We start from the raw sequence: 7203 nt of genomic DNA, 5'->3' as shown, positions 1-7203 counted from the left end.
GATCTGTGTCTGCATATCGTCCGGTCGGATTTCGGGGCGGAACTTGCCAATACGGTGGCGCGTCGCCTCGTCATGTATAGCCATCGTCAGGGCGGCCAGTCCCAGTTCATCGAGCGGCCCGTGCCCTTGAGGCGAGAGGCTGACCGCCTGTCGTCGATCCTCGATCACATTCTCGCCAACCTTCAGGATTCGCACACAATCAGTTCACTTGCCCGCCACGCCGGCATGAGCGAGCGCACTTTTCAGCGTCGCTTTCAGTCCCTGACCGGTTTATCCCCGCTCAAGTGGATCCTGAGGGAGTGACTGGAGCAAGCCCGCATTCTGCTTGAAACCAGCACGACCGCACCCGATGAGATTGGCAGAGCGACTGGACTTGGAAGCGCCGAAAACCTGAGGCTTCAATTTGGCCGGCATCATGGGGTCAGCCTCGGGACTTACCGCAATCGTTTTGCCCAACGGCCAGCAGGTGACCAGCCGCGCCTCAACGGCGCCAATCAAATTTCTCCAATTTTATTGAGGTGACAGCGGCCTCGCGATTTCACGATTCATGCAACAATGATCGCGCCGCGATATGTGGTCCGATCGTAGCTTCCGTCGAGCCCGACGGGGATTGCGGTGCTGCTGCTTTCGGAGGCGGCATGCCTGTCCCGACGGCGAACAAGATGGCGCTGAGTCCCGCAAAACCGGCAAACAGCAGGAACATGCCAGCTCCGCCAAAAGCACCCAGCATGGCGCCGCCGAGTGTCGGTCCGATGAAGTTGCCGACGGTCGAGAATGAATGAGCACCAAAATAGCTGCCTCTGTTACGATCGTTCGAGATACCATCGACCAGCGTGTACTCGCAGGGCACGACGAGAATCTCTCCGATCGTAAAAACAACCATTGATGCTGCCAGTCCCCAGAAGCCGACGGCACTGAGAAAGCCGAGTTCCCCAAAAGCAAACAGCACGCAGCCGGTCACAAGGCCGTTGAGAGCGCCTGCGCGTTCGATGAACCTGCGGGCGAACGGATTCCCGATCAGGACGACTGCGCCGTTGATCGAAACGAGGTAGGCGTAAATTTCCATGCCTCCAGCGACATTTCCCGTAAGGTACGGGGCGAGTGTTGCTGACCACTGGCCATAGACCGCCATCAGCAGTGTGCCGCCGCCGACAAAGAAGGCAAGCCGGGGATCGCGGATCGCAGCGCTAAGACTCTCCAGCAATGGGACGGGTGCGGTCGCCTGAGGAACGTCATCACTTCGATGGATGGGCACGTGCAACAGGTGCAAGGCGACGGCGAACGCCACATAAACGGCGCCCGCAATGATGAAAAGAGTAGTGGAGGCCGCGCCTGCAGCAATGCCGATCAGCGGTCCGATGGCCCAGCCGGCATTCGTAGCAGTGTAGCGCCATGAGAAATATTTGAGGCGCAGTGGCTGCGGGCACACATCGCTCATCAGAGCACGCGATATCGGCTCATAGATCGCGAGCGCGACTGCGGCAACGATCTGGGCAATGCAGAAGGCGATGACGGTTTCAGCCAATCCCATACCGATCAGCGCAAGCGCCATGAAAAGCAGTGTGAGCGTCAGCATAGTTCTGCGCCCTACCCTGTCCGACAGGGAGCCTGCGAAAGGAGCTGCGACAGCGCCCAACAGCGGACCGATCCCCAGTAGCGCACCGATCATGGCAGGACCGAGCCCGAACGACTGTTGCAGCTTGATGGCCAGGAACGATAGCGTCATTGCGCGTGCGATCGTCACCAGTCCTGATCCCGCAACCAGAAACAGGACGTAGTTCAGTCGTTGTTTTTCCTGCTTCATTGCACCCTCATCAGCCTCATCGTCGGGGCGGCATAGCCGCATTCGCGAAACTTCCGGTTCCTTTAATCAAATGAAACGTCGACTTTTGCAACGTAGAGCGCTGAGACCTGCCATGTCGCGAATTCGGTCAAATGATGCGCTCCTCGGGAGAGAAACGCATCGCAAGCAAGATAAGCAGACCGATCCCGAGAGCCATCATGATCCAGGCTTGTGACAGATCATCTGAATGGCCGCGCAGCCAGCCGGCTGCAAAGGGCATCATGCTTGCGATGATGTAGCCGCCTCCCTGAACGAAGGCCGAGAGGCGGCCGGCACTTGCCGGTTCGTCGGCGTGGTCGAGCGTCACGATCAGCGACAGCGGAAACAGCGCGCCGATCCCCAACCCCAGCAGGATCATTGCGGGAAGCGCCAAAGTCAGTGGCATTATGATCAAGCAGGTCAGTCCTGCGAGAACGGCGAAAAGAGCCGCGATCAGCGGTCCCCGACGATCGCGGAAGCGATCGATCATCACCGACACAGCAAGACCGGCGATAACCTCCATCAGCGTAAGACCTGCAAGCATATAGCCGGCAATATCTTCGCTGCGCCCCAGTTGAACATAGAAAGGTGGCAGCCATGCCAGGACAAGCGTATAGGCGCCCGTACCGACACCAAAGAAGATGAGCAGAAGCCAGGCTTTGCCGCTTCGTGACGGGGATCGACCAATGGGTTGACCGGACACCGTTCGCTGCGCGGAGGCATCCGAAGACGATGCTCCTTGCCATAGAACAAGGGCAAAGAGAGCAGGCAGCCCCCACAGTCCCAGCATTGCTTCCCAACCTACGAAACGGGACAAACCAGCCGCTGTCGCGGCTGCGAGCGTTGCGCCCCCCATGATGGCGGTTGAGTACAATCCCATGACGCGCCCTGCGTTGGACGGGAAGACCCGCTTGATGAACCCCGGCATCAACGCCTGAACGGCAGCAATGCCGAGACCGCATGCTGCCGCACTGGCGAGAAGCCCGGCGCTGGAAAACCAGAAGAGCCGCGCTATGCAGGCAAGCGCGATGATCGCCACCCCCAGAGCAATGCCGCGTCTATCCCCGATCCATCGCTGCAGGGAAGAGCCGACGAGTGCGCCCAAGCCCATCAAAAATACCGGAAGAGTCGTTAGCGCGCCCGCACCGGTCGATGTGAGGCCCGATGCTGCTTCAATCCGGTCAAGGACGGGACCCAACGCAGCGAGAGCTGGTCGCAAGTTCAGGGCAACGGCGATAACGGCGATGATTGCAAGGGTGTTTGAAGTGCAAGCCGGCCGGCGAATATATGGTTGATCGATGTCTGAATTGTGCATATGATGTTATCTCAACGGAAAGAATCTTAATGTCGAGATATATCTTATGTCGGAAGTTTTCAAGGACCTAGACCGGGCAGCGTCCGCGGCTGCGCAATGGAGGCAGGAGCGTCCTGATATCGACCCGTTTCCAATGGAGTTGCTGGGGCGCCTGGGAGAAATCACGCAGATCATCATGCGTGATCGTCTCAACCCTTTCTTTGTGCAGCACGGCTTGCAAAGTGGGGAGTTCGACGTCCTGGCGACGCTACGGCGGTCAGGAGCACCGTACGAACTCACGCCCACCCAACTTTACGAAGCCGCCATGCTTTCATCGGGCGGGATGACCGCTCGTATCGACCGCCTTGAAAGGGATGGTTTAGTCGTGCGGCGGCGCCACCCCATAGACCGACGCGGCACATTGGTGGCGCTGGCGCCAAAAGGTCTTTCATTGATCGACGCGATCCTCTCAGAGCATGTCGAAAACGAACGAACTGCGTTGGCCGGACTAACAAAGGTTGAGCAGGAGCAGTTCAATGCGCTAACGATCAAACTTCTTGCAAGCCTAAATGACATGCCAAAACGATGAGTGCGCCAGAAGCGGTTCTTGCTATGGCATGCCGCTGAGGTGAGCCGCCTGCGACGGTTATCTTCAAATTCTGCAAGCCACGGCAGGTCGGAAACGGCCAGTTTTCACCAGCTTGCCCGTATGTAACTGAGGATTCGGAGTTGTCCCATAACGTCACGATCAGAGAAGCGACCGCAGGCGATCGAGCATTTTTGTTTGGTCTTGCGCCTCGTCTCTACAGCGTTCCATGCCCTTCCTGGCATACGCTCGACACAATGAAAGGCTTCCAAGAGAGATTCATGGCCTCAACCTTGGAGGAAGCCGCTCCGGGCTCTCTGACCCTCCTTGCTCTATCCACTGAGGATCGAGCACTTGGATACGTCCATCTGATCCCAGGCCGCGATGGAGTAACTGATGAAGCCTGCGGCCACGTCGCCATTATTGGCGTTGTTGAGGAAGCCGAGGGAACAGGTGCAGCGCGTCGACTGATTGATGAAGCACAGATGTGGGCGCGCCGACAGGGATACAGGTTTCTGAGCCTGGATGTATTTGCCGACAACAAGCGCGCTATCCACTTTTACGAGCGTGAGGGTTTCGTGGCCGAATCTATTCGGATGGTCAAACCCTTATGAAGCTCTCGCTCAAGCTTGTTCCCCTGGGCCTGGTTGCACTTGTCGTTCTGCCGGTGGCGGTGGGCAGTGCCTACGAGACGCTGTCGCGACATTGGGCCAGGGCAAAATACCCACCCCAGGGCAGACTGATTGATGTCGGAGGACGCAATATTCATCTCGATTGCCGTGGACAGGGATCGCCGGCCGTCATCTTTGAGGCAGGACTGGACGGTTACGGGACGCTTTCCTGGGCAAAGGTACATGACAGCGTTGGACGCTTCACCCGCGCCTGTGCCTATGATCGCGCCGGAATTATGTGGAGCGAGCCGAAGTCCACGCTGCAGCACGCCGATGCCGTGGCAGAAGATCTTCAGGCCGTCCTGGTTGCGGCCGGAGAAAAGGGACCTTTCATTCTGGTTGGTCATTCGATCGGTGGACCTTACAGCATGGCCTATACCCGGAAATTTGGCGACGAAGTAGCGGGCCTGGTGTTCGTTGATGCCTCGCATCCGGATCAGGTCGCCCGATTCGCCGAAGTCGCGAAAGCTACGCTGGATTCCACCGGCGAGGCCGTGCAGATCGCGTCGACCCTTGCATGGACCGGGATTATCCGCCTCATGGCGACGGCTGACGGAGCACATGATGTTCCGGTACCCGTCACGGAGAAGGCCAACGCCTTTATCAGCACCTCGCTGGCGGCCGTGGTGTCCGAGAATATGAATGTCGATCGGACGCTGGGGGAGGCCGGCGGTCTCCGCACCCTGGGTGACCGTCCGTTGGTCGTGCTCACGGCAATGGCACCGCTCGGCAATGACGCTTTAAGTGCAGAGAAAATGTCTCGGCAGGAGGACACGCGTCGTCGTGAAGTTTGGAGGAAGCTGCACGAAGACCAAGCCTCCTGGTCGACGCGCAGCCGACACCAGCTTCTAGCGGATTCCGGACATTATATCCAGTTCACTCGGCCCGATGTGGTGATTGCCGCCATTCTCGAGGTTGTGAATACAGTGCGGCTGGAAAACACCGCCGTTGGCGATTTGCGTTCACGGGGAAGCGCCATTCTGCGGCGCTGTTCTTTAAAATAGATGATGGATCGGAATGACATGTCTCTTAAGTTTCTTCCACTTGTAGTTTTGCTAGCACCATGGCCCCACGCAGCCGTCGCCGCTGACGACTTTCCAAAGCGTCAGCCAGGCTTGTGGGTATTCGACTCTCCGGACAATCGCCTGGTAAAGGGGAGTTTGTGCGTCGATGACACTCTTACCAACTTCGTGGAGACAGATATCTGGTCGAATTTCGCGCAGGAGTGTGTTGTGTCCAATAGTGTGGGTAAGCTTAGGTCCCGGAAAATTGAGGCGAACTGCCAATCCTCGATGACCGGCAAGGTAAAACTTACCGTCACCTATGACGGGGATTTCAAAAGCGGTTACCACTTTGTTTCCGTGAGTTTGTTTCAGGGAATAGGTGGAAAAGACGATCAGCTGATTTCTACGGTCAAGGCCGTGTATCAAGGACAATGCCCCGATGGCATGAAGCCAGGCATGCGGAGACCTGGCAGCTAAGAGTCTCCTGAAGCCCACGGATCTTCGTTTCGACCATGAGTATCATATCTGGGACGTTGATAGGATCACAAAGTCTCTCAGAAGTGCCATTCCTTCTGGCCAATCGCCGAGTTGGCTTTGGCCGTTGATATGGCCAGCCGCGCTAATTATCGTCAAATCGCTACCCCACAGCTCTGCTCGGGTCTGGACATAGGGCAGCGAACCATAGGGATCGTCGGTACTTGCCACGATGAGAGAGGGAAATCGGAATTTGGTCTCAGGTGCGCCTGCAAAGCTTATCGCCTGTGGGGGAAAAGCCGGAGATGCCGGATCAGGCACGGCGACCAACATTGCCCCTCTGATTGGCAGATCAGAAACGTGATGCCAATGGGCGACGAGCAGGCACGCCAGGCTATGGGCAACCAGAATGGGCGGCGTTTGCGCGGCACGCACGGCTTCCTCCAACGCCGCGATCCAGTCGGAAAGATCTGGGTCATCCCAACTTGTCGGGGCAAAACGGCATATGGAGGGATCGGCGTCCTCCCAAAGCGTATGCCAGTGGAGCTTGCCGGAATTGCCGATACCCGGCAAATGAATGATTTCTGTCATACTGCGCCTCTTCGTTGTTCGCCCCCATCATGGGCATTTACGAGAACGAGAAAAATAGGCATTCATCGGAGAAAAGCTCCGAAAACCGATAGATTCAAGGTCATGAAAAAGCATCTCGACACCCGTCCCGAACTCGATCCAACAGACATTTCCATGATCGAAATATTGCAGGACGATGGGCGCATCAGCGTTTCCGAGCTTGGAAGAAGGGTCGGCCTCTCTCAGCCGGCCTCGTCCGAACGTCTAAAGCGGCTTGAAGAACGAGGCATCATCAACGGCTACAGGGCTGTTATCGATCCTGCTTCGGTAGGTCTTGGAATGATGGCGATCGTCCGCCTGCGTACCACGCATGAACACATCAAAACTTGCCTGAAGCAGTTTTCCGAGATGCCGCAGGTCATTGAGGTCCTGAGGCTGACAGGAGAGGACTGCTTCCATCTGAAAGTGATCGTGCCCACACCAGCCGAGCTGGAAAGCATTGTCGATGCGGTTGCTCGCTATGGTTCGGTTACTACGGCGATTGTTCTGCGCAGCGAGCCGGTCAAGCGTATTGGACGTGAGCTACTGAAAAGCTAGGTGCCCAAAGCCTGGAGTTCTGCTCCAAGTAGACGGTCAGCATGATTGAAGCTCTTGAATCCAGGCATGTCCTGGATGCAGCACCTCCAACCATCGACGAAGGGCGGATTTCTCACTCGATCCCAAGCGAGTTAAAGCATTGCGGAAGTCCCTGTGATCTTTCTCGCGGGCGCGGCTGGCTTTGA

At 57.2% G+C, this 7203-nt stretch carries 8 protein-coding genes; 5 read left to right on the top strand and 3 right to left on the bottom strand.

The genetic code is table 11. The features are described from left to right. Positions 1–303 (top strand): AraC family transcriptional regulator (locus tag T18_RS27860; protein ID WP_323455252.1); only part of this gene is annotated, 303 nt, incomplete at its 5' end. Positions 304–538: 235 nt separating this feature from the next. On the opposite strand, the gene T18_RS22790 is transcribed toward T18_RS27860, so the two are convergent. Both T18_RS22790 and T18_RS22785 read right to left on the bottom strand, forming a co-directional pair. Then, a complete protein-coding gene (locus tag T18_RS22790; RefSeq protein WP_046205693.1) occupies positions 539–1804 on the bottom strand; it encodes an MFS transporter in 1266 nt (421 codons plus the stop codon). A 127-nt stretch (positions 1805–1931) separates the two neighbouring features. Continuing rightward, a complete protein-coding gene (locus T18_RS22785; protein ID WP_173865429.1) occupies positions 1932–3137 on the bottom strand; it encodes an MFS transporter in 1206 nt (401 codons plus the stop codon). Positions 3138–3183: 46 nt separating this feature from the next. Here T18_RS22785 and T18_RS22780 point away from each other — a divergent pair, with 46 nt between their 5' ends. The 3 genes from T18_RS22780 (at position 3184) to T18_RS22770 (ending at position 5377) form a co-directional block, all read left to right on the top strand. After that, a complete protein-coding gene (locus tag T18_RS22780; protein ID WP_038496953.1) occupies positions 3184–3705 on the top strand; it encodes a MarR family winged helix-turn-helix transcriptional regulator in 522 nt (173 codons plus the stop codon). A gap of 140 nt (positions 3706–3845) precedes the next feature. Beyond that, positions 3846–4316, top strand: coding sequence for a GNAT family N-acetyltransferase (locus T18_RS22775; RefSeq protein WP_139322519.1), 471 nt, complete (start codon positions 3846–3848; stop codon positions 4314–4316). Next, complete coding sequence (locus T18_RS22770; protein WP_051489759.1) at positions 4313–5377, top strand: alpha/beta fold hydrolase; 1065 nt, start codon at positions 4313–4315, stop codon at positions 5375–5377. Before T18_RS22775 ends, T18_RS22770 begins: the two co-directional genes overlap by 4 nt. 519 nt (positions 5378–5896) lie before the next feature. On the opposite strand, the gene T18_RS22760 is transcribed toward T18_RS22770, so the two are convergent. Continuing rightward, positions 5897–6442: an RBBP9/YdeN family alpha/beta hydrolase gene (locus tag T18_RS22760; RefSeq protein ID WP_038496944.1), complete on the bottom strand. Its 546-nt coding sequence runs from the start codon at positions 6440–6442 to the stop codon at positions 5897–5899. A 102-nt stretch (positions 6443–6544) separates the two neighbouring features. Between T18_RS22760 and T18_RS22755 the strand changes: the two genes are divergently transcribed. Next, positions 6545–7018, top strand: a complete 474-nt coding sequence (locus T18_RS22755) for an Lrp/AsnC family transcriptional regulator (RefSeq protein WP_038496941.1) — start codon at positions 6545–6547, stop codon at positions 7016–7018. The last annotated feature ends 185 nt before the right edge of the window (positions 7019–7203 follow it).

It is taken from the genome of Rhizobium sp. TBD182, from assembly GCF_001950375.1.
Taxonomy (GTDB): domain Bacteria; phylum Pseudomonadota; class Alphaproteobacteria; order Rhizobiales; family Rhizobiaceae; genus Agrobacterium; species Agrobacterium tumefaciens.
Note: the sequence above shows the minus strand (reverse complement) of the source record. Positions and strands in the feature narration are given on the sequence as shown.

Bases quoted from the DNA above. Each gene is read 5' to 3' on its own strand.
- T18_RS22790 (WP_046205693.1), bottom strand. From the start codon at position 1,804: ATGAAGCAGGAAAAACAACGACTGAACTACGTCCTGTTTCTGGTTGCG.
- T18_RS22785 (WP_173865429.1), bottom strand. From the start codon at position 3,137: ATGCACAATTCAGACATCGATCAACCATATATTCGCCGGCCGGCTTGC.
- T18_RS22780 (WP_038496953.1), top strand. From the start codon at position 3,184: ATGTCGGAAGTTTTCAAGGACCTAGACCGGGCAGCGTCCGCGGCTGCG.
- T18_RS22770 (WP_051489759.1), top strand. From the start codon at position 4,313: ATGAAGCTCTCGCTCAAGCTTGTTCCCCTGGGCCTGGTTGCACTTGTC.
- T18_RS22760 (WP_038496944.1), bottom strand. From the start codon at position 6,442: ATGACAGAAATCATTCATTTGCCGGGTATCGGCAATTCCGGCAAGCTC.
- T18_RS22755 (WP_038496941.1), top strand. From the start codon at position 6,545: ATGAAAAAGCATCTCGACACCCGTCCCGAACTCGATCCAACAGACATT.